This window comes from Evtepia sp., assembly GCF_034090835.1.
Classification (GTDB): domain Bacteria; phylum Bacillota; class Clostridia; order Oscillospirales; family Oscillospiraceae; genus Evtepia.
Genome location: NZ_JAXDRS010000017.1, coordinates 25,935 through 50,267, shown reverse-complemented (window position 1 = coordinate 50,267; position 24,333 = coordinate 25,935). Strand labels below are relative to the sequence as shown.

Here is a 24,333-nt window from a genome sequence, read left to right as displayed (position 1 = left end):
CTTATGCTTCCGGGGTCTCTTCTTCCGCAGGCTCCTCGGGGAGAACGTCTTCCACAGGTTCCTCCACGAAGTCTTCCTCCTGGGGGACCAGATCGTCCGTTTCGCTCTCCTCAGCTGCCCGGGCAGCTTCTGCGGCTGCGTCTTCCTCTTCCCATTCGTGGGCAGCGGATGCGGACTTGATGTCGATTTTATAGCCGGTCAGTTTGGCGGCCAGGCGGGCGTTTTGTCCCTCTTTGCCGATGGCCAGGGAGAGCTGATCGTCCGGGACGACGACCCGGCAGCTCTTGCTGCCTTCCAGAGGAACGACGGAGAGAACGTCGGCAGGGGAGAGGGAGGCGGCCACGTACTCTGCAGGATCGTCGCTGTACTTGATGATGTCGATCTTTTCGCTGCGGAGTTCTGCCACCACATTATTGACGCGGGTGCCTTTGGGACCCACGCAGGCGCCGATGGGATCAACGTTTTCGTCGGAGGACCAGACGGCCAGCTTGGAGCGGCTGCCAGCCTCTCGGGCGATGGAGCGGATCTCGACGGTGCCATCGTAAATTTCGGGCACTTCCAGTTCAAAGAGCCGCTTGACCAGACCGGGATGGGTTCTGGAAATGAGGACCTGAGGACCACGGCTGGAGCGCCGAACCTCAACCACATACACCTTCAGTCGGTCGCCTTCCCGGATCACTTCACCCCGCACCTGCTCAGAGGCGGAAAGGTAAGCGTCGGTGGACTCACCGTTGTTGGTGATCCGCAGAGAGACCGCTCCGTTGCGGGGATCAACACGGGTCACGGTGCCCATCATCATTTCGTGTTCTTTGGAGCTGAACATGTCGTAGATCATGCTGTGCTCTGCTTCCCGCATTCCCTGGATGATGACCTGACGGGCCGTCTGTGCAGCGATGCGGCCGAAGTTGCGGGGTTTGATCTCGATCCGTACCACGTCACCGGTCTGGGCGGAGGGCAGGGTTTTCCGGGCCTCGTCCAGGGCGATCTCCGTGTAGGGATTATCCACTTCTTCTACGATCTCTTTCTTTACGTACATCCGAACGGTTCCGGCTGCCTCGTTGGCGTCCACGAATACGTTGTCGGTAATGCGTTCATGGTCCCGCTTGTAAGCAGAAATGAGGGCCTGGGTGATCTTTTCCAGCATGTAGCTTTTGGGGATCCCTTTTTCCTTTTCGATCAAAGAAATGGCGGCAAAAAATTCTTTTCCGTCCAGTTCGTTGCTTTTTGCGGGTTTCGATGTCTTCTTAGCCATAACCTATTTTCTCCTCAATTCATGTTAGAAACTAACGTGCAAACGTACGAAAGCGATTTCTTTCTTAGAAAAGGTAACGGAGGAGGGACCTTCGTTGAGGGTGATATCTCCGTTATCGTAACCGGTCAGCGTACCGGTAAAGAGCTTTTGTCCTTCCACAGCCTGATAGAGCTTTACATCGATTTGCGCCCCCATAAAGGCCTGGAAATGTTCCGGCTTTTTCAGCGCCCGGTCTGCACCGGCAGAAGAGACCTCGAAGGTATAGGCATCCTGGATGGGATCGGCCTCATCCAGAAGGTCGGAGACGACACGGCTGACAGCTTCACAGTCGTCGATGGATACGCCGTCCTCTTTGTCGATATAGAGGCGCAGGTACCAGCTGCCCGCCTCTTTGACGTATTCCACATCCCAGAGGGTGCAGCCGTTGGCTTCTACCACAGGGCGGGCAAGTTCTGTGGTCAGTTCTGTGATTTTAGACATAATAACCTCCCGTAAGGCCGGGCTGTGTTGGAAGAAGCCAGGGCCTTATCATAAAAGAAAGAGCGGGGCAAGCCCCACTCCACCAGCATAAATCTTATAAAGTACGGTCATTATACCACAATGACATAAATGTTGCAAGGACTTTCTCAAAAATCGTGGTCTGCCTTCAGAGGGAAGAATTCTTAAAAGAATTAAAAACTATTAATTTTGTGGGGTGAAGAGAGCGAGCATATAATAATAGGTATTAAATATGAAAGAATTATTAACACTGGAAAAGGTGTGTCCAAAAGTCTTGCCGAGAAGGGTCAAATTATGTATACTACATCCAGCCACAGTTTCGGAGAAATATTGAAATTGGAAAAAGGAGGCTGTGACCTTGGCAGAAAAAAGAAAACGGAAATTGAAAAAAGGATATCGGATCCTTCGTGGATTTTATATTGCTATTGTGATTGTCGCGGCAGTGATCGTGATAGGGTATGGTGTTTCTAAAGTGCTCATCAGACCGCCGACGATCCCGACGGCGGATGCCTCCCACTCCCAAACGGAGCAGGGGGTTCCTCCTGATATGGAGAAGGGAGACCATCAGCGCAAGGAACAGACCTACACCTTTTTGCTTACTTGCTCTGACCAGTCCAGCGGAAACGCTGATGCCGTTATGGTCGTAACCTATGATGTTCCTAATCAAAAAATCGGCATGCTGTCCATTCCCAGAGACACTTTGGTGAATGAGCCTAATCCCAAAATCAACGCCAGCTACCACAAGGGTGTTGATAACCTCAAACGGGTGGTTTCCGATTTGGTGGGCTTCCCCCTGGATTTCCATATCGTACTGGATCTGGATGGGTTTATTGAATTGGTGGACGCTGTAGGAGGCGTGGAGTTTAACGTTCCTGTCAACATGTATTACGATGACCCCAGCCAGGATCTGCAAATCTACTATGAACCTGGCATGCAGCACCTGGACGGCCAGTCCGCCATGGAGGTCTGCCGGTTCAGGAAAAACGCCGACGGCACAGGCTATCCTCTTGGGGACATCCAGCGGGCGGAGACGTTGCGCAACATGATGACCACTGTGGCGAAGAAAGTGGTTTCCTGGTCCAGCATCACAAAGATGAATCAGTTCATGGATATTTTGCAGAGAAATGTCGAGACAAACCTTTCCTCTACAGATTTGGCGTGGTTTGCAACCCAGGCCCTGAAACTGAATCTGGACACCGGGGTAGTGGGGGGCAGCCTCCCGGGGGACGGCACCGTCACCTACAAGGGTACCAAGTGGTGCTACGAGCTCTACAAGGAGGAGTCCCTGCAGATGATCAACGATCTGGTGAACCCCTATACAGCTGCGCTGACGGAGAATGATCTTCATATTTTCACCCCCAATTCCCTCAGCGCACCTGCGGCCAACAACTGAACAAAAGGGAGCAACACACCGCAGAGCATGTGCTTTGCGGTGTGTTTTTTTGATAGATAGGGCTTTTGTAGGTTTCTACAAAATGTATAGGTAATGATGATAAGGAGAAAAGAATACAGGGAAAATTTCAGGCGAAACCATGGAAATAAAGTATATTCATTCATAGAGTTAACAAATCGGTCATAAAAAATTTCAGAAAAAGAAACAGAAGAAGTGAAAATTTAGTAAGTTCCATAAAAAAGAAGTCGTATTCCTGTGCAAATAGGATAAATTTGTTTGAAATGACGAATGAATAACGATTTACATTTGGGAAAATAGTGCTATAATGTACTGCGTTCTTGGAGGAAAGAGTGAAAAAGGGCCCCGACGGGGAGAAAGACTCCCTGTCAACATGTGTAAGTCAAGTTTGTGTTTTTGTTTAGGAGGGAAAAGACATGCAACTGATGCTTCCCACCGCGCGCCGTAAAGACGGTGAAAAACAACCTTGCATCAAGATCTGGAAATTTGACCTTCGTATCCCCTTTGTCCATTACGAATGGGAACTTCCGGAAATGGTGCAGGCTTGCGTCGTCTTTATGACGGGGTCGGCTGCTACTGCATATTTGCAGGATCTGTTTGGTTTCACGTTTGAGATGGCACTGTCCATCGTGTTCGTCCATGAGCTTCTGTACATGGTGAACAACACCCTGGGCGACCCGCTGATCGGCGGCTGGATCACACCGGCTGTGCCGCTTATCACGGCGTTCCTGCTGAACTTTGAGGGAAAAGAGCGCATGTACGCTCTGGTCGGCATGGAGCTGCTGCTGGGTCTCATGTATGTCATCCTGGGTGCCACTGGCATTGCCACCAAGCTCATCGACATCTGCCCCCAGTCCTTGAAAGCGGGCATTCTAATAGGCTCAGGTTTCGCCGCGTGCTGCGGGCCATACGGATTCAAAGCCGTGGCGGATGGCGGTTCCGGCTTCTTTAAGTATCCCATTTCCTGGTCCATCGGCTGTGCCTTTGGCCTGTTTCTGCTCTTCTCCAATGGCTTCGGTAAGGTGAAGTTTGGCAGCAAGAACAAGTTCATCAAGCTCCTCACCAAGGCCGGTTTCGTGCCGTCCATCATCGTCAGCGGCATCATTGCCATGATTATCGGTGAGGTTGCTCTGCCCGACTTCTCCAACGATACCAGCTTCTGGTTCAACCCCATTCCCGGCCTGGTTTGGGTCTGGCATAACTTCTCCATCGTGGGTATCGGCATTCCCCCTGTTGAGATCCTGCTGAAGTGCTTCCCCATGGCCGTGATGTGCTACGTCATCGCCTTCGGCGATATCGTCGGCGGTACCGCCTTCATGGAAGATACCAAGCGGTATCGTGAGGACGAGTATATTGACGTGGACCCCGACCGTACCAATATCTGCTGCGGTATCCGTAACCTGATCGAGGCTTTCTTCAGCCCCACCTGCACCATGTCCGGTCCTCTGTGGTCTGCTATGACCGTGTCTGTGGCAGAACGGTATAAGACCGGTAAGGAAAACATGTACTCCATCTTCGGTGGTTCCTGCACCTTTAATACCACCAAGTGGATCTGCCAGCTGATCGTGCCCCTGATGTCTCTTATCCGGCCTATCCTGCCTCTGGCTATGGCACAGACCCTGATCATTCAGGCCTTTGGTTCTTTCTACGTGGGCATCAACATGTGCCGGACCAACGTGGAGCGTGGCGTGGCAGGCATCACTGCCGGCGCTATCGCAACCTGCGCCAACCCGTCCTATGGCTTGTTCGTTGGTATTGCGCTCTGTATCCTTATGGAAGTTGTCGGAATGTCCAAGAAGGAGCGCCGCGCCAACGTGGAAGAGGGGATTGAGATCTACCTGAAGAACACCCGCGCTGAGCTGGATGAGCTGGACGCCAAAGAGGCTGCTAAAGCTGAAAAGAAAGCCATGAAGAAGGCTTAATTTATTTAAAACTATGGAGCCCTGATTTTCGCCGTTTCTTTTGCTGACAACAACACGGTCCTTTGCCTTGGGCGAAGGACCGTGTTGCTTTTTGCATCTGCACAGGAGAGCGGTAGGAAAGAGAGGAATCCTCTACATTTTATTGCTTGCGAAAACCGTCATACCATAGTATAATTAAAAAGTAAAATCGAGGACTTTTTGTGACTGACGGAAGTGGGGGAACCACAGGGAGCAAAAGGAATAGTTCGGCCGACCGTCTGGGCAGTTCAATTTTCACAGGGATGGAATTGGACTGCCAATTTTTGTATTCCTGGAAAAAGAATGGATTCCTCCGGGTCAAGAGATGAGAAAGGATGGTTTTATGAAAAAAGTAGGCATTATTATGGGAAGCGACAGCGATCTGCCTGTCGTGGAAAAAGCCATTGATAAATTAAAGGAATATGGCGTTCCTTTTGAGGTCCATGTATACTCGGCGCACCGCACCCCCGAGCAGGCAGGCACTTTCTCCCGTACTGCTCAGGAAAAGGGGTTCGGCGTGATCATTGCAGCAGCAGGGAAGGCCGCCCACCTGGCCGGCGCCCTGGCGGCCAACACGACGTTGCCGGTCATCGGGATTCCCGTGAAATCCTCCACTCTGGACGGCCTGGACGCCTTGCTGTCCACGGTGCAGATGCCCACAGGCATCCCTGTGGCAACGGTGGCCATCGACGGTGCAGCCAACGCAGCACTGCTGGCCGTTGAGATCCTGGCTGTGTCGGACGAGGCACTCTCTGAGAAGCTGCGTCAGGCCAGAGCAGCAGAGTCCCGTAAGGTTTTGGAGAAGAACGCCGGCGTTGAGGCGGAGTATAACACAGCACAGTAATTTTTCGCATCACGAACGGAGGAAAGCATTATGGGTGGTTTTTGCGGCGCAATTTCAAAGCGTGACGTTGTTTTGGATGTGTATTTTGGAACCGACTACCATTCCCATCTGGGAACCCGCCGCGGCGGTATGGCAGCCTGGGACCCGGAACTGGGATTTCAGAGGGAGATCCATAATATTGAAAACGCTCCCTTCCGCACAAAGTTTGACAAGACGGTGGGAGAGATGGTCGGAAAGCTGTGCATCGGCAGCATCAGCGATACGGACCCGCAGCCGCTGCTGGTCCGGTCCATTCACGGGACCTATGCTATCTGCGTGGTGGGCGTTATCCGAAACGAAGAAGAACTGATCCAGCAGCTGCTGGACAGTGAAGACGGCCATTTTGAGGCCATGAGCGGCGGGCGGGTCAACTCCAACGAACTGGTGGCTGCCCTGATCAGCCAGCGACCCACCATTGCCGAGGGCATCCGCTACGCACAGATGATGGTGGAAGGTACGGTCTCTGTGCTCATCATGACCCAGGACTGTCTCATCGCCGGGCGGGATCGTTACGGCCGCCTGCCGATCCATATCGGACAGGATGAAGAAGGCTGCTGCGTGTCCTTTGAGACCTTTGCCTACCAGAAGATGGGCTACCACGACGCATATGAGCTGGGTCCGGCGGAAGTGGTCAAGGTGACAGAAACCGGATGGGAGACCCTCCTGCCCCGGGAAGAAGAAATGAAAGTCTGCGCCTTCCTCTGGACGTATTATGGCTATCCCAACTCCAACTACGAGGGGATCAACGTGGAAGTGATGCGTAACCGCAATGGTGAGATCCTGGCCCGGGCCGACCGGGAGAAGGGCGTGGCCCAGGATATCGATTATGTCAGCGGTGTGCCCGACTCCGGAACACCGCATGCCATCGGCTATGCCAACGAAAGTGAGATCCCCTTCGCTCGTCCCTTTATTAAGTATACGCCCACCTGGCCCCGCAGCTTTATGCCCACCACCCAGCGGGAACGGGATAAAGTGGCAAAAATGAAGCAGATCCCCGTCCACGAACTCATCGAGGGAAAGAAGCTTCTGTTTGTTGACGACAGCATTGTGCGAGGGACCCAGCTGAGAGAAACGGTGGAGTTCTTCTATGCCAATGGGGCCAAAGAAGTGCATATCCGCTCTGCCTGTCCTCCCATCATGTACGGCTGTAAGTTCCTGAACTTCTCCACCAGCCGGTCTCCCATGGAGCTGCTGGCGCGCCGGACCGTGTATGAGCTGGAAGGGGAAGAGGGCGATCAGCACCTGGAGGAGTACAGCGATGCATCCACGGAGCGGGGCAAGAAGCTGCGGGCGGCCATTTGTGAGAAACTGCATTTTACCTCCTTGGAGTATCAGTCTCTGGATGGTCTGCTGGAGGCCATTGGTTTGGAACCCTGTAAAGTGTGTACCTATTGCTGGAATGGAAAGGAGTAATTATCATGCAGTCTAAATCTGACAGCTATGCAGCAGCGGGTGTGGATATCACCGCTGGATATAAAGCAGTTGAATTGATGAAAACCCATATCGCCAAGACCATGACGGCAGGCGCTCTGTCTGACATTGGCGGGTTTGGCGGTCTCTTTGAGCTGGATCTGACAGGAATTTCCCGTCCTGTACTGGTCAGCGGGACAGACGGAGTCGGCACCAAGCTGAAGCTGGCATTCCTGATGGACAAGCACGATACCGTGGGCATTGACTGCGTGGCTATGTGTGTCAACGACATCATCTGCTGTGGGGCAAAGCCGCTGTTCTTCCTGGACTACATCGCCTGCGGAAAGAACGTTCCCGAGAAAATTGCGGATATCGTCTCCGGCGTGGCAGAGGGCTGTGTCCAGTCCGGGGCGGCGCTGATCGGCGGCGAGACCGCCGAGATGCCTGGGTTCTATCCCGTGGATGAATATGACCTGGCTGGCTTCTCTGTGGGCGTGGTAGACAAGGAAAAGGTGTTTGATAAGTCCTCCATCCAGGAGGGAGACGTGATCATCGGCCTGCCCTCTTCCGGGGTCCACTCCAACGGCTTCTCTCTGGTGCGAAAGGTGCTGGACGTAGAAAACACCGACCTGAAAGCTCCTGTGGAAGCCTTGGGCGGACAGTCTCTGGGTGAGACGCTGCTGACCCCCACCCGGATCTATGTGAAGAGCATTCTGAAGCTCATGGAGTCTGTCACCATCAAGTCGGTCTCTCATATTACCGGCGGCGGCTTCTATGAGAACATTCCCCGCAGCCTGCCCAAGGGGATGACGGCTCACATCCAGGAGGCGGCTGTGCCCGTTCTGCCGATCTTCAATCTGATCCAGGAAAAGGGCAGCATCCCCCGGCGTGAGATGTTCAATACCTTTAACATGGGTGTTGGCATGACCGTCGTGGTAGCCAAAGACCAGGCTGACAAGGCAATGGCCGCTCTGGAAGCTGCTGGCGAGAAGCCGGTCCGCCTGGGCGAGATCGTTGCCGGCAGCGAGGGCGTTGTTTTATGGTAAAAACGAAGATTGCCGTGATGGTCTCCGGTGGCGGTACCAATCTTCAGGCACTGTTAGACGCCCAGAAAAGCGGCGTTCTGACTGCCGGGGAGATCGTGCTGGTGATTGCCAGTAATGACAAGGCCTATGCCCTGACCAGAGCGGAGCAGGCCGGTGTGCCGGCAGTGGTGTGCAGCCGGAAGGCCCTGGGCAGCCAGGAAGCCTTTGAGGCGGCGATTTCTCAGGCGCTGGAGGAGCACGGGGTTGAGCTTATTGTTCTGGCAGGATTTATGAGCATCCTCAGCGGAGACTTCACTGGCCGGTGGCCTCGGCGGATCATCAATGTACATCCCTCCCTGATCCCTTCCTTCTGCGGAAAGGGATTCTATGGGCTGAAGGTCCATGAGGCGGCTTTGGAACATGGCGTGAAGATCACCGGCGCTACGGTGCACTTTGTAAATGAAGTGACCGACGGGGGGGAGATCCTCCTGCAGAAGGCAGTGGAAGTAGAACCGGGCGACACTCCGGAGGTATTACAGAGACGGGTGATGGAGCAGGCAGAGTGGAAACTGCTGCCCCAGGCGACCCAGAGGATCGCAGAAGAGATTGGGAAGGGGAAAGAGAACGCATGAATGTATATGAGAATCATGACCTTGCGGCTCTGCTGGCAGGCAACACCTATCCTGGCAGAGGCATCGTTCTGGGACAGACGGAAGATGGGAAGCATGCCGTCGTAGCCTATTTCATTATGGGCCGCAGCGAGAACAGCCGGAACCGGGTGTTTATCAAAGAGCCGGATGGGATTCGGACCGAAGCCCATGACCCGGCCAAGCTGGCAGACCCCAGCCTGATCATCTATCATCCGGTGCGGTCCTTTGGCCGTGGACTCATTGTGACCAATGGTGACCAGACGGATACCATTCGTGATTTCCTGGAAAAGGGCTTGCCCTTTGAGCAGGCCCTCCGTACCCGGGAGTTTGAACCGGACGGCCCAAACTGGACCCCCCGGATCTCCGGCCTGATTTCTCCGGACGGAAGCTATAAGATGTCCATCCTGAAGAGCGCCGATGAAAAGGGCAGTGCCTGCGCACGGTATACCTACGAGTATCCCGGCCTGCCTGGCGTGGGTCACTTCCTTCACACCTATGTGTGCGACGGAAACCCGATCCCCACCTTCCAGGGGGAGCCGGAGCGGGTGACCATCAGCGGCGACATGGCGTCCTTCACCAGAATGGTGTGGGACAACCTTAACGAGGCCAATAAGATTTCTCTGTATGTCCGCTTCACAAACCTTGAGACCGGAGCGTATGAGGAAACCATTCTCAATAAAAATCAGTAATTGGGGGAGAGTAGAATGAAACAACTGGAACTGAAATATGGCTGCAATCCCAACCAGAAACCGGCCAGTATTTCTGTGAACGACGGAAGAGACCTGCCCATTGAAGTCCTCAACGGGAAACCCGGCTATATTAACTTTATGGATGCGCTGAATTCCTGGCAGCTGGTGAAGGAACTGAAAGAAGCCACCGGCCTGCCTTCTGCTGCGTCCTTCAAGCATGTTTCTCCCGCCGGGGCTGCTGTGGGTCTGCCTCTCAGCGAGACGGATAAGGCCATCTACTTTGTGGAGCCGGACGCAGAGCTCACCCCCATTGTCTGCGCCTATATCCGTGCCCGCGGCGCTGACCGCCTGTGCTCCTACGGAGACTGGGCTGCCCTGAGCGATACCTGTGACGCAGCTACTGCTGCCTACCTCAAGGCAGAAGTCTCCGACGGCATCATCGCACCGGACTACACGCCCGAAGCCCTGGAAATTCTGAAAACCAAGAAGAAGGGCAATTATAATGTGGTGAAGATCGATCCCAACTATGTGCCTGCTGTGCAGGAGCACAAGGATGTGTTCGGCATCACCTTTGAGCAGGGCAGAAACAATTATAAGATTGACGAGAGCCTGCTGACCAACCTGGTCACGGAGAACAAGCAGCTGCCCGACAGCGCTAAAATCGATATGATCGTGGCGCTCATCACCTTAAAATATACCCAGTCCAACTCGGTGTGTTACGTGAAGGACGGCCAGGCCATCGGCGTGGGTGCGGGTCAGCAGAGCCGTATCCACTGCACCCGCCTGGCTGGCAGCAAGGCAGACAACTGGTATCTGCGGCAGCATCCCAAGACCCTGGGACTGCAGTTCCTGGACAATATCCGCCGTCCTGACCGGGATAACGCCATTGACGTGTATCTCTCTGACGAGTACGAAGATGTGCTCCGGGAAGGGGAGTGGCAGACCAAGTTCAAGGTAAAACCAGAACCCCTGACCGCAGAGGAAAAGAAAGCCTGGATCGCAACCCAGAAGGGTGTGACCGTGGGCAGCGATGCCTTCTTCCCCTTCGGTGATAATGTGGAGCGGGCCAGAAAGTCCGGCGCAGCGTATATCGTGGAGCCCGGCGGGTCCATTCGGGACGACAATGTTATTGAGACAGCAAATCGCTACGGCATGGTGATCGCCTTCACCGGGATGCGGTTGTTCCACCACTGAGAAGGAGGATGTATCATGAAAATTCTTGTTGTAGGTGGCGGCGGCCGGGAGCATGCCATCATTAAGACCTTGAGAAAGAGTCCCCGTGTGACGGAGATCTATGCAGCTCCCGGCAACGGAGGCATTGCAGCGGATGCTATTTGCACGGGAATCGGCGCCAAGGACCTGGACGGTATTACCAAGTTTGCCAAAGAGACTGGCATTGATTTTGCGGTTGTGGCCCCGGATGATCCCCTGGTGCTGGGTGCTGTAGATCGACTGGAAGAAGTGGGCATCCCCTGCTTTGGTCCCAATAAAAAGGCAGCCATTCTGGAGGGCAGCAAGGTGTTCTCCAAGGACCTTATGAAGAAGTATCAAATCCCCACGGCAGAGTATCGTGTGTTTGACGATATGAATGAAGCGCTGCGCTATCTGGAGACTGCCCCCATTCCCACTGTGGTCAAGGCCGACGGCCTGGCTCTGGGTAAGGGCGTGACTGTGGCGGAAACCAGGGAACAGGCCATGGCCGCTGTCCGGGAGTGCATGGAAGATAAGATCTTCGGAGCGAGCGGCAGCCACATCGTGATCGAAGAGTTCCTTACCGGTCCCGAGGTCTCTGTCCTCTCCTTTACCGACGGCAATGTGGTTATCCCCATGGTTTCCTCCATGGACCACAAGCGGATCGGCGACGGGGACACGGGGCCCAACACCGGCGGCATGGGTACCATTGCCCCCAACCCCTACTACACCGAAGAAATGGCCCAGCGCTGCATGGAAGAGATCTTCCTGCCCACCATGCGAGCCATGAACCAGGAAGGCCGCACCTTTAAGGGCTGCCTTTACTTCGGCTTGATGCTCACCGAAAAGGGGCCGAAAGTGATTGAGTACAACTGCCGGTTTGGCGATCCTGAAACCCAGGTGGTGCTTCCCCTGCTGGAGAGCGATCTGCTGACCGTGATGGAAGCCACTGCTCGGGGAACCCTGGCGGAGACCGAAGTGAAGTTCCGGAAGCAGCACGCCTGCTGCATCGTTCTGGCCTCCCAGGGCTATCCCAAGAAGTATGAGACGGGGTATCCCATCACTATCCCCGCAGACCTGGATGCCCAGGTGTTTGTGGCCGGGGCCAAGCTGGAGGACGGCGTTCTGAAGACCTCCGGCGGCCGCGTGCTGGGTGTGACCGCGCTGGGCAACACCCTGGAAGCTGCCATTGAAAACGCTTACGCACAGGCAGCCAAGGTAACCTTTGAAAATGCATATTGCCGCAGAGACATTGGCGCCAAGGCCCTGCGGGCAAAGGAAGAGGTAAAGTAACATGGTATATCGGGTTTATGTTGAGAAACGTCCCGGGCTTACCGCAGAGGCGGATGCGCTGTTCAACGATATTCGCACCCTTCTCCGGATCGAATCCCTGGAGGGCATCCGTCTGCTCAACCGGTACGACGTAGAAAATATCACGCCGGAGCTGTTTGACTACAGCGTAAAGACGATCCTTTCCGAGCCCCAGCTGGACGTGGTGACCGACACCCTGCCGGAGGGCGGCATCGTCTTTGCTGTGGAGTATCTGCCCGGCCAGTTTGACCAGAGAGCAGACTCTGCGGCCCAGTGTATTCAGATCATGTCCCAGGGTGACCGTCCTCTGGTCCGTTCCGCTCGGGTGTATCAGCTCATGGGCACCCTTACGGCAGAGGAAGTTGCCGCCATTAAGAAGTATCTCATTAACCCTGTGGAGGCAAGAGAGGCTTCTCTGGAGCCCTTTGAGACCCTGGCAATGGAGTATGAAGTGCCGGAAGGGGTGGCCACCCTGGAAGGCTTCCGGGAAATGGAGGAGGACGCCCTGCGCCAGATGGTGGCAGACTACGGCCTGGCTATGGACCTGGACGACCTGCGGTTCTGCCGGGATTACTTCCGCAGCGAGGACCGTGACCCCACTATGACCGAGCTGCGAGTGATCGACACCTATTGGTCCGACCACTGCCGCCACACCACCTTCCTCACCACCATTGATGAGGTGACCTTTGAAAGCCCCATTTTGCAGCAGACCTATGAGGAATATCTGAATCTTCGCAAGCGTCTGAACCGTACTAAGCCCATTAACCTTATGGACATTGGTACCATCGTGGCCAAGTACCTGAAAAAACAGGGGAAGATGCCCAAGCTGGACGAATCGGAAGAGATCAACGCCTGTACTGTAAAGATCAAGGTGGACACCGCAGAGGGGAAAGAAGACTGGCTCCTTCTCTTTAAGAATGAGACCCACAACCACCCCACAGAAATCGAGCCCTTTGGCGGAGCAGCCACCTGCGTGGGCGGCGCTATCCGTGACCCGCTGTCTGGTCGTTCCTATGTCTACTCAGCCATGCGTCTTACCGGCGCAGCAGATCCGCTGACTCCCATCAGTGAGACCATGGAGGGTAAGCTGCCTCAGCGTACCATCGTGACCAAAGCTGCCGCAGGTTACAGCTCCTACGGCAACCAGATCGGTCTGGCTACCGGTCAGGTAGACGAGCTGTACCACCCCGGCTATGCCGCTAAGCGAATGGAGATCGGCGCAGTGATCGCTGCTGCTCCTGCTGAGAATGTCCGTCGGGAGCGTCCTGCCCCCGGGGATGTGGTGATCCTTCTGGGCGGCCGGACCGGCCGTGACGGCTGCGGCGGCGCAACCGGTTCCTCCAAGTCCCATACCATGGAGTCCCTGGAAACCTGCGGTGCGGAAGTTCAGAAGGGTAACGCTCCCGAAGAGCGGAAGCTGCAGCGTTTGTTCCGGAATCCCGAAGCATCCCGCCTCATTAAGCGCTGCAACGACTTTGGTGCCGGTGGTGTGTCGGTGGCCATTGGCGAGCTGGCTGAAGGCCTGGAGATCGACCTGAATAAGGTTCCCAAGAAGTACGAAGGCCTGGACGGCACCGAGCTGGCCATCAGTGAGTCTCAGGAGAGAATGGCCGTAGTAGTGGAAGCCAAGGATGCTGACCGGTTCATGGAGCTGGCAGACAGCGAGAACCTGGAGTCCACCGTGGTGGCCACCGTTACCGATAAGGGACGGCTGACCATGCACTGGAACGGTAAGAATATCGTAGACATCGCCCGGTCCTTCCTGGATACCAACGGCGTGGAGAAGCATATTCAGGCTGTGACCGCAAAGCCCGAGTCCATCCTGAAGGAGCAGGTGAGCAACTTCCGGGATGGTTATATGGCCCTGGCAGAGGACCTGAACGTCTGCTCCAAGCGTGGCCTGTCGGAGCGCTTTGATTCCACCATTGGCAGCGGTGCAGTGATGATGCCCTTCGGCGGCAAGTATCAGCTGACCCCCACCCAGGCTATGGTCACCAAGATCTCCATGGAGAAGAAGGATACCGATACCTGTTCTCTGATGGCCTGGGGCTATAACCCCTATATCACCGAGAAGAGTCCCTATCACGGGGCATATCTGGCTGTGATCGAGTCGGTCTCCAAGCTGGTGGCTTCCGGTGCAAACCTGAAGGAGACCTATCTGAGCTTCCAGGAATACTTTGAGAAGCTGGGTAAGGACCCCAAGCGCTGGGGCAAGCCGCTGGCCGCCCTGCTGGGTGCCTTCCGTGCCCAGAAGGAGCTGGAGATCGCAGCCATCGGCGGCAAGGACTCCATGAGCGGCAGCTTTGAGAAGCTGGACGTTCCTCCCACCCTGGTCTCTTTTGCGGTCACCACGGATAAGATTGACAACGTGGTCTCTCCCGAGTTTAAGGAAGCCGGTCACCACGTTGTCTGGCTCTGCCCCGAGTATGGTCCCGATGGCCTGCCGGCAGCAGCTTCTTTGAAGCAGGTTTACCAGACCGTGAATCGCCTTATGAAGAAGGGGAAGGTCTGCGCTGCCTATACGCCTACCTTTGGCGGTGTGGCAGAAGCCGTTTTGAAGATGTCTTTGGGCAACGGCATTGGTCTGACCTTCGATGAAGGCTGCACCATGGACGAACTCTTCGGCTATGCGTATGGTTCCTTTGTCATGGAACTGACCGACCAGGAAGAAGTGGGCCTGCCTCTGGGTGTCACCACGGCTGACGGCAGCCTAATCTGGAAGGACCAGAAGATTACCGGCGAGGAACTGCTGGCTCGGTACGAGAACAAGCTGGAGCCCATCTATCCCTGCAACATCAGCCAGAGCCAGGGGGAGATCCCCGCCTTTGAGACCAACTGCGACAGCTGGAAGCGTCCTGCTGTGAAGGTGGCCCGTCCCCGTGTCCTGATCCCCGTGTTCCCCGGCACCAACTGCGAGTACGACGCAGCCAAGGCCATGCGGGCTGCCGGCGCCGAACCGGAGATCGTGGTGATTAAGAACCGCTCCGCTTTGGACATTGCGCAGTCCATGGACTATGTGGCGCAGCGGCTGAAAGAGTCTCAGATCGTCTTCCTGCCCGGCGGTTTCTCCGGCGGCGACGAACCCGATGGCTCTGCCAAGTTTATTACCGCTTTCTTCCGGGCTGGCAAGGTGAAGGAGCAGGTCAACGATCTGCTGAAGAACCGGGACGGCCTGATGCTGGGTATCTGCAACGGTTTCCAGGCCCTCATTAAGCTGGGATTGGTTCCCTATGGTGAGATCATCGACACAGACGAGACCTGCCCCACTCTGACCTTCAATACCATCGGCCGCCACCAGTCCCGTCTGGTGCGGACCCGGGTGGCATCCAACCTGTCTCCCTGGCTCATGAACACCAAGCCCGGCGAGGTCTATACGGTGCCCATTTCTCACGGGGAAGGCCGGTTCCTGGCTTCGGAAGAGCTCATCAAGAAGCTGGCAGAAAATGGCCAGATCGCCACGCAGTATGTGGATCTGTCTGGTAACCCTACGGCCGATATCCACTTTAACCCCAACAACTCTGCCTGCGCTGTGGAAGGTATCACTTCTCCCGATGGCCGTGTGCTGGGCAAGATGGGGCATAGTGAACGGACTGGCGCCGGCCTCTACCGGAACGTGCCCGGCGACTACGATATGAAACTGTTCCGCTCCGCAGTGGAATACTTTAAATAAGAAAGGAGGAGCCTGCTATGGCTTATTACTATCCTGAACCCTCCCGTACCTTTAGCGAATACCTGCTGGTACCCGGATTTACCTCTGAGGAATGCATCCCTGATAACGTATCCCTGAAGACTCCTCTGGTGAAGTATAAAAGAGGAGAGGAGCCTGCGCTGTCCCTGAACATTCCCCTCACCTCCGCTATCATGCAGGCCGTTTCGGACGACAAGATGGCAGTGGCCCTGGCCAAGGAGGGCGGCCTGTCCTTCATCTATGGTTCTCAGTCCATTGAGAGCGAAGCTGCCATGGTGGCAAAGGTGAAGAGCTACAAGGCCGGTTTCGTGAGCAGTGACTCCAACCTGAAGCCCGACGATACCCTGGCCGATGTGCTGGCCCTTTTGAAGGTGACCGGCCACTCTACCATGGCTGTCACGGAAGACGGCTCCCCCAACGGCAACCTAATGGGTCTGGTGACCAGCCGTGACTATCGTGTCAGCCGGATGGATGAATCCGAGAAGGTGGCAGACTTCATGACACCGGTGGAGCGTCTGGTGACCGCCCCCAAAAACACCACCCTGAAGCAGGCCAACGATATCATCTGGGAGCACAAGCTCAACGCCCTGCCCGTGGTGGACGACCAGGGCAGACTCCAGAGCTTCGTCTTCCGGAAGGACTACTCTGCCCATAAGGATAACCCCAACGAGATCCTGGATGCCCAGAAGCGTTACATGGTGGGCGCCGGTATCAACACCAAGGACTACGAAAAGAGAGTGCCCGCTCTGGTGGAAGCCGGCGCAGATATCCTCTGCATCGACTCCTCAGAAGGCTATTCCGTCTGGCAGAAGCGGACCCTGGACTTTATCCGCGGCAAGTACGGTGACTCCGTAAAGGTAGGCGCCGGCAACGTGGTGGACCGGGAAGGGTTCCTTTATCTGGCAGAAGCCGGGGCTGACTTTGTGAAGGTCGGTATCGGCGGCGGCTCCATCTGCATCACCCGTGAACAGAAGGGCATCGGCCGTGGCCAGGCTACCGCCCTCATTGAGGTGGCTGCTGCCCGGGATGAGTACTTTGAAAAGACCGGCATCTATGTGCCCATCTGCTCTGACGGCGGCATCGTTTACGACTATCATATGACCCTGGCTCTGGCCATGGGTGCGGACTTCCTGATGCTGGGCCGCTACTTCGCCCGGTTCGACGAAAGCCCCTCCAACAAGCTCATGGTCAACGGCACCTACGTGAAGGAGTACTGGGGCGAGGGCTCCAACCGCGCCCGGAACTGGCAGCGCTATGACCTGGGCGGCAAGAGCGACCTGGCCTTTGAGGAAGGCGTGGACTCTTACGTGGTCTACGCAGGCTCCCTCCAGGATAACGTGGCCAAGAGCCTGTACAAGGTGAAGTCTACCATGTGCAACTGTGGTATGATCACCATTCCTGAGCTGCAGAAGAACGCCAAGATCACCGTGGTGTCTGCCACCAGTATCGTGGAAGGCGGCTACCATGACGTGACCCTGCGCTCTACCAGCAACAACGCATAAGAAAGGGAGGGGACAGCATGAAAAGCGATATCGAGATCGCCCAGAGCTGTGAAATGAAGCACATTCGTGAGATTGCGCAGACGGTTGGTGTTGACGAAAAATATCTGGAGCAGTACGGCAACTATAAAGCAAAGGTCGACTACGCTATGCTCCAGGAAGTGGAGCGCCCCAACGGCAAGCTCATTCTGGTGACAGCCATTACCCCCACGCCTGCCGGCGAAGGCAAGACCACCACCACCGTTGGTCTGGCAGACGGCCTGCGGAAGATCGGAAAGAACTCTGTGGTCGCCCTCCGGGAACCCTCTCTGGGTCCTGTCTTTGGCCTGAAGGGCGGCGCCGCTGGCGGCGGCTATGCACAGGTGGTGCCCATGGAGGACATCAACCTGCACTTTACCGGCGATTTCCACGCCATTGGCGCAGCCAACAACCTGCTGGCTGCCATGCTGGATAACCACATTCAGCAGGGCAACAGCCTGGGGATTGATGTGAAGAAGATCACCTGGAAGCGCTGCGTAGATATGAATGATCGTCAGCTGCGCAACATTGTGGATGGTTTGGGCGGCCGGATGCAGGGGGTTCCTCGTGAGGATGGCTTTGATATCACCGTGGCCTCTGAGATCATGGCGGTGCTGTGCCTGGCAACCTCTATTACGGACCTGAAGGAACGGCTGGGACGTATGGTCGTAGGTTACACCTATGACGACCGTCCGGTGGCTGCCAACGATCTGAAAGCAGCCGGTGCCATGACAGCCCTGCTGAAGGATGCCCTGAAGCCCAACCTGGTTCAGACCCTGGAAGGCACCCCTGCCTTTATCCACGGCGGCCCCTTTGCAAACATTGCCCACGGGTGTAACTCTATCATGGCCACCAAGGCTGCTCTGAAGCTGGGGGACTACGCTGTGACGGAAGCCGGCTTTGGTGCCGATCTGGGTGCAGAAAAGTTCCTGGACATCAAGTGCCGCATGGCCGGGCTGCGCCCGGACGCTGTGGTGGTTGTGGCCACTGTTCGCGCTCTGAAGCATCACGGCGGCGTGGCTAAGGCTGACCTGGGTACCGAGAACCTGGAAGCCCTGGAGAAGGGCCTGCCCAACCTCCTGCGCCACGTGGAGAATATCACCACGGTCTTTGGTCTGCCCTGCGTTGTGGCCATCAACCGGTTCCCCATGGACACAGAGAAGGAACTGGCGCTGATCGAGGCCAAGTGCAAGGAGCTGGGCGTCAATGTAGCCCTGTCCGAAGTCTGGGGCAAAGGCGGCGAAGGCGGCGTAGCCCTGGCCCAGGAAGTGGTCCGTCTGTGTGAGACGCCCAACCAGTTCCGTCATTCCTATCAGCTGGATACGACGATTGAAGAGAAACTCCATGCCATCGTGACCAAGGTCTACCGCGGCAAGGATGTGGTGCTGACGCCTGCGGCCAAGAAACAGGCAAAGCAGCTGGCAGAGCAGGGATTTGGCAACTATCCCATCTGCATGGCCAAGACCCAGTACAGCTTCTCCGACGATGCGTCCCTGCTGGGTGCGCCGGAGGGCTTTGTGGTCACGGTTCGCAATCTGAAGGTTTCTGCTGGCGCAGGGTTCATCGTAGCCCTGACGGGTGACATCCTGACCATGCCTGGCCTGCCCAAGGTACCCGCAGCAGAGAAGATTGACGTGGATGAAACGGGTAAGATCACCGGTTTGTTCTAAGTTTTGCTTCGTGCTCGTTTGAATGATTTCCCATAAAAAATCGGACGCCTGTATCGAAAAGGTACAGGCGTCCGATTTTTTGAAATGAGAAGAGATTATACTCGGATGGGATTCTGGGTGTATTCGTTCTTACCAGCGCTCTGGCCAAAGCTCTTGCGGCAGAGATCGTAAAGGAGGGTGCAGCGTGCTTCCAGATGAAACAGGGAGCTGACTTCATGGGAGAGTTTTTCGGCGTGGGCAGGCTTGGTGAGAATGGGGAGGGCCGCAGTGTGTTTCATCTGCCGGAGGAGCAGCTGCCCCCGAGGGGAGAAGCCCAACACTCGAAGGTAGGGGATATTCTGGGGACGGTCTGTCTCCGTCAGACCCAGGAAAGCCCAGAGGACCAGGCGTCGGATCCGTGCCATGGGATAGCGTTTGGTTTTGGTGAGATCATAGAGCTCCGGCAGGGTGGCGGCGGTCTGGACGGCGGCGTACAGACGCTGGCTCAGTCCCTCGCCGCTGTCCGGCAGACGGGCGAGGTCTGCCTCAGTCATGGTCCGAAGCCGGGCCAAGATGCCCTGGGTGCAGAAGGCGAGGCTGGCAGGGTCCTGCCGCAGGACAGCTTCTGTATCGGCTGGAAGAAAGGGGGAAAGGGCACGGGGATGCTCCGTGATGATCTGCTGTCGTAGGTAGGAGGCTGAGGCGTGGGGAAGGGAAGAGGGATCGTCCGCATCATGCCCTGCGCCCAGTCGGGAAAGGGTATGGGGGGCCATGGGAGACCCCAGCCGTTCCATGGCCCGGAGGTACTCCACAGCCAGATTGTTGTTGGGGGTGCGCAGGCAGTCGGCATCTGGGCCCAGCAAAGCGCTGACTGCTTTTTGTCGGGCGGCGGGAAAGGAGAGGCCATGACGAAGCCCTTCCCGTAAATGTTCTTGCCATGTTGGGGAGTCAATGCAAGCTGCCACAGCCTGCAGGGGAGCAAGCTGGCCGGCTTCACTGCCAAAGCTGATGGTATCCACAAGGCCGGTTGCATCCAGAAGAGAGACCCCGCTTTGGGCGAAGGTTTCGGCAGAGGAGACGGCCCAGGGGGTGGGGATCTCAAGAATGAGATCGGCGCCTCCCTGGAGAGCAAAGAGGCTGCGGGTCCACTTGTCGGTGATAGCAGCCTCACCCCGCTGAACCCAGTTGCCGCTCATGGCGCAGACCACGGCGCAATCCTGGCCGAAGGTGCGGCGGACCTCCTGGATGTGGTAGTGATGACCGCTATGAAATGGGTTGTATTCTGCGATGATTCCGATTGTATGCATAGCCAAACTCCTTCCATAGAAAAAATTTGAAATTAGGGGAAAAAACTGTTGTCCTTTTGGGGAGAATGGGATAATATATTAGATGTATGAGTATTTTACCCCGAAAGGGGAAAACAAGCAAGATATCATTGAAACTACTGTTAAGGAGTGCAAATTACCATGAAAATTCTGGTTATTAACGCAGGCAGCTCTTCCCTGAAGTATCAGCTGCTGGACCCCGATACCAAGGAAGTTCTGGCAAAGGGCCTGTGTGAGAGAATCGGCATTGACGGCCATCTGAAGCATACTCCCACTGGCAAGGACGTGTTTGACGCTGACGTGGATATGCCCGATCATGAGGCAGCTATCAAGGAAGTGCTGGCCATCCTGCAGCACAACCACTACGGCGTGATCACCAGCATGGACGAGATCGACGCTGTGGGTCACCGCGTGGTGCACGGCGGCGAGGAATTCACCCATTCCGTGATCATCGACAGAAAGGTCATGAAGGGCATCCAGGATTGTATCCCCCTGGCTCCTCTGCACAACCCCGCCAACATCGTTGGTATCGAGGCTTGCCAGGACGTAATGCCCAACAAACCCATGGTCGCTGTGTTTGATACCGCATTCCATCAGACCATGCCTCCCAAGGCATTTATCTATGCAGTGCCTTATCGTTGGTACACCGAGAATAAGGTCCGCCGTTATGGCTTCCACGGCACTTCCCACCAGTATGTTTCCCAGCGCGCAGCTGAGATGATAGGCCGTCCCATTGAGGAACTGCGGATCGTCACATGCCACCTGGGCAACGGCGCTTCCACCTGCTCCGTGAAGTTCGGTAAGTCCATCGACACCTCCATGGGCTTCACTCCTCAGGACGGTCTGCCCATGGGCACCCGTTCCGGCGCTATCGACGCAGCCATCACCGAGTACATTGCAGATCAGCGTGGTTACTCCGGCAAGCGTGTGGAGAACGTGCTGAACAAGGAGTCTGGCGTTCTGGGTATCTCCGGTGTTTCCTCTGACTTCCGTGATCTGGAAGCCGCTGCCAGCGAAGGCAACGAGCGCGCTCAGCTGGCTATCGATATGTTCTGCTACAAGGTCACCAAGAGAATCGGTTCTTCCGCTGCTGCTATGGGCGGCGTGGACGCCGTGGTCTTTACCGCTGGCGTTGGTGAGAACTCTGCTTCCCTCCGTGCGAAGATCATGGAAGGTCTGGAGTTCTTGGGTCTGAACCTGGATCCCGAGAAGAACAACGTTCGCGGCAAGGAGGCCTTCATCTCCACCGACGATTCCCCCAACAAGATCCTGCTCATCCCCACCAATGAGGAGTTGGTGATCGCTCTGGATACCGCCAAGCTGGTTCGTGAGCTGGAGGCCAAGAAGGCTGACTAAGACGATCCCCTTTCTATGATACCCAGTGCATGAAACGAAAAATCCCGAGTCCGTATGGACTCGGGATTTTTTTTATCATTGTCATAGAGGGTATTTATTCTGCGTATTTTCCACCGCTGATCTTGTTGAGGAGAAGTTCCAGTCCTTCCAGTCCTTTGTTCAGCAGCCAGATCACAGAAGGGATCAGAAGAATGAAGACCAACAAAACAAGGTATCCGCCAAAGGACAGGCCGGAGAGAGAGAACAGCGAGGGGAAGAAAAGAACGATGACCACAAGCATAAGGATAAGACCTGCCATCATTCCGATATGGAGTCGATTGATGGGCTTGGCCAATCGCCAGACCACGAAGAAACCTACGATGGTGACAAGAAGAGCGGTGATCGTCGAGATCTCCTGGTTACTCATTTGGAACGCTTTCTGGAACTGCAAGACGAAGATGATGATGAAGAGATCGGTAAGCGCAGCGGGAAGGGCGCGGATAATGGCGTTGCGCAGGAACTTGCCGCTGACCAGATCTTCGTTGGGTTCCAGAGAGATGATCAGGGAGGGAATGCCGATGGCGATGAGACTCATCAGCGTAAGCTGAGAAGGGGTGAGGGGATAGGAGAAGACGGCTGTGATGGAGATGATCGCCAGAATCAGGGAGAAGATATTCTTCACAAGGTAGAGGGTGGCGGAACGCTCAATGTTATTGATAACACGGCGTCCTTCTGCCACCACGGAAGGCATGGAAGAAAAGTCAGAGTTCATCAGGACCAGGTCAGAGATCTGGGCGGCTACATCACTGCCGGAAGCCATGGCGATGCTGCAGTCGGCTTCCTTCAGCGCCAGCACGTCGTTGACGCCATCGCCAGTCATAGCCACTGTATGCTTGTGGCTTTGCAGGGCCTGGATCAGCAGTTTCTTCTGGTTTGGCTTCACCCGTCCAAAGACATTGTATTCTTCGCAGGCGGTGAGGACTTCTTCATAGCTTTGCAGGGTGGAGGCGTCCACATAGCGGTCGGCACCTTCAATACCTGCTTCCCGTGCAGCGGCGGAGACGGTGACGGGGTTGTCCCCGGAGATGACTTTCACGGTGACTCCCTGCTGATGGAAGTACTCAAAGGTCTGCTTGGCGTTCTCACGGACAGGGTTGCGGAGAAGCACAAAGGCCAGAGGAACAGGGGAGGAGACCCTTCGCCCATCGGGCGCAAGGTCACAGGAGGCAAACAGAAGAACGCGGCTGCCATCTGCCATGGCTTCTTCTGCCAGGGATTTGATGGAGGCGTAACCATCAGCCCCTAAGATAAACTCCGGAGCGCCCAGCACATAGGAGTCCGTTCCAAAGGAGACGGCACTGTATTTCGTCTCAGAAGAAAAGCCGATCGTTTTTATGGCAATTCGTGCAGCATCCCGTTTGAGCTCCTTCTGAAGTGCCTGCATAGTTTCGTTGTCAGGGTCCATATTGGACACAAAGTCAGATAGGCGCTGCTCCAACTGCTCCTGTGTCTCCTGGGTCGAGAGGGGGACCAGGCCGCAATAGGCCATTTTCGGCTGGGTAATGGTGCCGGTTTTGTCGACGCAGAGAACATCCACGCGGGCCAGTGTCTCTGTACACTTAAGGTCCTGGACCAGAGTCTTTTTTGCGGCAAGGCGCGCCACGCTGGCAGCCAGCGCCAGGCTGACCATGAGGTACAATCCTTCGGGAATCATACCAATGACAGCAGCGGCAGTGGTCTCGATGCCTTCTTTGACAGAGAGACCCAGGAGGGAGGTCTGGCGATAAAACAACATGACCCCAATGGGGACGATCAAAATACCGATGGCGATGAGCAAACGGTTCAACGAACGCATCATGCCGGGTAAATGGCTTTTTTTCGACTTCTTGGCCTCGTTGGTGAGCTGAGAGGCATAGGATGCCGAGCCCACTCTGGTGAGGCCTGCATAGCATTTTCCAGAGACCACGAAACTGCCGGAAAGAAGGGTGTCTCCAGGCTGCTTAGTGATTTCATCGGATTCACCGGTGATGAGCGATTCGTTCACTTGCACAGAGCCGGAGATCACCTGTGCATCAGCGGTGATTTGGTTCCCGGCGCTGAACACAACCACATCATCTTTCACCAGATCTGCGGTGTGGATGGTGATTTCTTCGCCGTTTCGTATGACCTGCGCTCTTGGAGCTGAGAGCAGAGAGAGCGCATCCAGTTTTTTCTTGGATATGAGCTCTTGGATGATCCCGATGGCGGTGTTGGCACCGACCACCAGGAGGAAAATTAGTTCTCCCCAGGAACCGACTGCGATAAGAAAGGCAGCGATGACATAGAAGATGATGTTGAAGAAGGAAAACAGGTTTTCCAGGACGATCTTTTTTACAGATTTCGTAGGAGATTCCGGCGGGGTGTTGACCAGCCCGGCCTGGATCCGTTTTTTTACCTGCGCATCTGTAAGGCCCAGGATGGGGTTCTCGGAAGTGTGGGAAATAGATGGCATAGCTACCCTCGACTTTCTCAAAAAATGCGGAAATGGAAGAACCGAAGGACCCGGTGAGTAAATCCATC

The 24,333-nt window shown here is 55.6% G+C and carries 17 protein-coding genes and 1 riboswitch; of the genes, 13 read left to right on the top strand and 4 right to left on the bottom strand.

Annotated features, from left to right (window positions below; genetic code table 11):
• Position 1: 1 nt before the first annotated feature.
• Positions 2-1,252, bottom strand: a complete 1,251-nt coding sequence (gene nusA / locus SOR61_RS03220; protein ID WP_320611253.1) for a transcription termination factor NusA — start codon at positions 1,250-1,252, stop codon at positions 2-4.
• Positions 1,253-1,276: 24 nt separating this feature from the next.
• Complete coding sequence (gene rimP, locus SOR61_RS03215; protein ID WP_320611252.1) at positions 1,277-1,732, bottom strand: ribosome maturation factor RimP; 456 nt, start codon at positions 1,730-1,732, stop codon at positions 1,277-1,279.
• Between the two features lie 565 nt (positions 1,733-2,297).
• Here rimP and SOR61_RS03210 point away from each other — a divergent pair.
• The 12 genes from SOR61_RS03210 (at position 2,298) to SOR61_RS03155 (ending at position 19,135) form a co-directional block, all read left to right on the top strand.
• A complete protein-coding gene (locus SOR61_RS03210; protein ID WP_320611251.1) occupies positions 2,298-3,143 on the top strand; it encodes an LCP family protein in 846 nt (281 codons plus the stop codon).
• Between the two features lie 434 nt (positions 3,144-3,577).
• On the top strand, positions 3,578-5,083 hold the full coding sequence (locus tag SOR61_RS03205) for a hypothetical protein (protein WP_320611250.1): 1,506 nt from the start codon (positions 3,578-3,580) through the stop codon (positions 5,081-5,083).
• A 190-nt stretch (positions 5,084-5,273) separates the two neighbouring features.
• A riboswitch (ZMP/ZTP riboswitch) is annotated at positions 5,274-5,353 on the top strand.
• A 91-nt stretch (positions 5,354-5,444) separates the two neighbouring features.
• On the top strand, positions 5,445-5,945 hold the full coding sequence (gene purE / locus SOR61_RS03200; RefSeq protein WP_320611249.1) for a 5-(carboxyamino)imidazole ribonucleotide mutase: 501 nt from the start codon (positions 5,445-5,447) through the stop codon (positions 5,943-5,945).
• A gap of 30 nt (positions 5,946-5,975) precedes the next feature.
• Entirely contained in the window at positions 5,976-7,397 is a 1,422-nt protein-coding gene (locus tag SOR61_RS03195) for an amidophosphoribosyltransferase (protein WP_320611248.1), read from the top strand.
• 5 nt (positions 7,398-7,402) lie between these two features.
• Positions 7,403-8,440, top strand: a complete 1,038-nt coding sequence (gene purM, locus SOR61_RS03190) for a phosphoribosylformylglycinamidine cyclo-ligase (protein ID WP_320611247.1) — start codon at positions 7,403-7,405, stop codon at positions 8,438-8,440.
• On the top strand, positions 8,434-9,051 hold the full coding sequence (gene purN, locus SOR61_RS03185; protein ID WP_320611246.1) for a phosphoribosylglycinamide formyltransferase: 618 nt from the start codon (positions 8,434-8,436) through the stop codon (positions 9,049-9,051). Before purM ends, purN begins: the two co-directional genes overlap by 7 nt.
• Positions 9,048-9,758, top strand: a complete 711-nt coding sequence (locus SOR61_RS03180; protein WP_320611245.1) for an IMP cyclohydrolase — start codon at positions 9,048-9,050, stop codon at positions 9,756-9,758. Before purN ends, SOR61_RS03180 begins: the two co-directional genes overlap by 4 nt.
• Before the next feature lie 15 nt (positions 9,759-9,773).
• Complete coding sequence (locus tag SOR61_RS03175; RefSeq protein WP_320611244.1) at positions 9,774-10,952, top strand: phosphoribosylaminoimidazolecarboxamide formyltransferase; 1,179 nt, start codon at positions 9,774-9,776, stop codon at positions 10,950-10,952.
• Positions 10,953-10,967: 15 nt separating this feature from the next.
• Entirely contained in the window at positions 10,968-12,242 is a 1,275-nt protein-coding gene (purD, locus tag SOR61_RS03170; protein ID WP_320611243.1) for a phosphoribosylamine--glycine ligase, read from the top strand.
• A gap of 1 nt (position 12,243) precedes the next feature.
• Complete coding sequence (locus tag SOR61_RS03165; protein ID WP_320611242.1) at positions 12,244-15,930, top strand: phosphoribosylformylglycinamidine synthase; 3,687 nt, start codon at positions 12,244-12,246, stop codon at positions 15,928-15,930.
• 17 nt (positions 15,931-15,947) lie between these two features.
• Complete coding sequence (locus tag SOR61_RS03160; RefSeq protein WP_320611241.1) at positions 15,948-17,450, top strand: IMP dehydrogenase; 1,503 nt, start codon at positions 15,948-15,950, stop codon at positions 17,448-17,450.
• A 17-nt stretch (positions 17,451-17,467) separates the two neighbouring features.
• A complete protein-coding gene (locus SOR61_RS03155) occupies positions 17,468-19,135 on the top strand; it encodes a formate--tetrahydrofolate ligase (RefSeq protein WP_320611240.1) in 1,668 nt (555 codons plus the stop codon).
• 95 nt (positions 19,136-19,230) lie between these two features.
• On the opposite strand, the gene SOR61_RS03150 is transcribed toward SOR61_RS03155, so the two are convergent.
• Positions 19,231-20,421: a nucleotidyltransferase family protein gene (locus tag SOR61_RS03150; protein WP_320611239.1), complete on the bottom strand. Its 1,191-nt coding sequence runs from the start codon at positions 20,419-20,421 to the stop codon at positions 19,231-19,233.
• 159 nt (positions 20,422-20,580) lie between these two features.
• Here SOR61_RS03150 and SOR61_RS03145 point away from each other — a divergent pair, with 159 nt between their 5' ends.
• Positions 20,581-21,795, top strand: a complete 1,215-nt coding sequence (locus SOR61_RS03145) for an acetate kinase (protein ID WP_320611238.1) — start codon at positions 20,581-20,583, stop codon at positions 21,793-21,795.
• Positions 21,796-21,889: 94 nt separating this feature from the next.
• Here SOR61_RS03145 and SOR61_RS03140 read toward each other — a convergent pair whose 3' ends face one another.
• Entirely contained in the window at positions 21,890-24,265 is a 2,376-nt protein-coding gene (locus tag SOR61_RS03140; RefSeq protein ID WP_320611237.1) for an HAD-IC family P-type ATPase, read from the bottom strand.
• Positions 24,266-24,333 lie beyond the last annotated feature (68 nt).